Raw genomic sequence first — 1,473 nt, 5'->3', positions numbered from 1 at the left:
ACCGCCAGCTTCGTCACCGACTGTGGTTGCAACGCCTGTTGAACCTGTTCAGGCAAGGCCAGCAGTGGCGGTCACTCCACCGCCAGCCCCATTACCGACTGTAGCTGTAACACCTCCGCAATCTGTGCAGCGAGAGCCTGAAGTGATGGCCATGAGCATTGCCATTCAGCGCAACAAAACCACCTTTGCCAGCGTTGCACAGACCAAAAATGAGCGTGCGGTTGCAGCCGTGGCTGACACCTTAGCCCCGGGGAACTCTGTATATGAGAGCCTTTTAACCTTCAACTCCGCTGAACAGGCTCGTCAGGCCTTCAAGCAACTTGATGGCCAGGTTCATGCTGATGCCGCCGCCGCGCAGATCGCCGACAGTCGTTATGTTCGTGATGCGGTGAATGCTCGCCTGCAACAGGCTCAGGCGTTGAATTCAGATACAAAAATTCAAGTCGACAACAGCAACGGCGGCTGGGTGCAATTACTCGGAGGTCACACGCAGCTTGACTCCGATCACAACGCCACCAGCTACAGCACCTCTACCACTGGCGTGCTGCTCGGTCTGGACACTGATATCGGTGATGGATGGCGAATCGGCGGGGCGACGGGCTACACCAAAACCGATCTGGAGGGTTCCTCCAGAACGTCGGCCAATAGCGACAACTATCACTTGTCGATCTATGGGGGTAAACGCTTCGATAGCATCGCTTTACGTTTCGGCGGAGCGAGCACCTGGCACCACTTTGACACCTCCCGTAACGTGAACTACGGCAACCAATCCGTTCATCAAAAAGCGGATTACAACGCACGAACGGATCAGGTGTTCGGTGAAGTTGGCTATACCGCCTGGTCAGCCTTCGAGCCTTTTGCAAACCTGGCCTACGTTAATTTCCAAAATGACGCGTTCAAAGAGCGTGGGAAAGCAGCGGCATTGCGCGCCAGTAAGCAAAGTCAGGATGCAATTGTCTCGACAGTTGGCGTGCGCGGGCATATGCAATTGCCGGTGAGTTCTACTCGTTCGGTGAAACTGGGTGGCGAGTTGGGCTGGGAGCATCAGTACGGCGAGCTGGAACGGCAAAGTTCCTTGAAATTTGTCGGAAGCGAGGCCGCGTTTGCGGTGGGTAGCGTGCCAGCGTCACGTGATGGTGCTGTGGTCAAAGCCTCGGCAGAAATGGCCATGACCAAGGACACGTTGATATCGCTTAACTACACCGGGCTGGTTTCCAGTCATGGTGGTGGCAACGCGGTTAACCTTGGGTTCACCTTCCAGTTCTGACGACCCGATGGCCTACAGACGGATGCAATGAGTTCATTGCATCCGGTTTTATTGCGTTCTCTTAATTTCTCCCGCCACATTCAGTCATCAGCACCACGGCTAGGGAATTAGCCAGAAGGTTCCTCCAGTTGTTACCTACACTCATGTGCATACCTGAATCGCCCCGGGTTTCGTAGACACCTCTTTGCCTTAAACTGAGGCCAATC

The 1,473-nt window shown here is 54.8% G+C and carries 1 pseudogene; it reads left to right on the top strand.

Annotation, left to right across the window (positions count from 1 at the left end):
• Positions 1–151 precede the first annotated feature (151 nt).
• Positions 152–1,267, top strand: a pseudogene (locus E4P00_RS18040) (autotransporter domain-containing protein); the annotation flags it as partial.
• Positions 1,268–1,473: the final 206 nt, after the last annotated feature.

The organism is Pseudomonas sp. B329, from assembly GCF_023127835.1.
In the GTDB taxonomy this organism is placed as follows: Bacteria; Pseudomonadota; Gammaproteobacteria; order Pseudomonadales; family Pseudomonadaceae; genus Aquipseudomonas; species Aquipseudomonas synxantha_A.
Note: the sequence above shows the minus strand (reverse complement) of the source record. Positions and strands in the feature narration are given on the sequence as shown.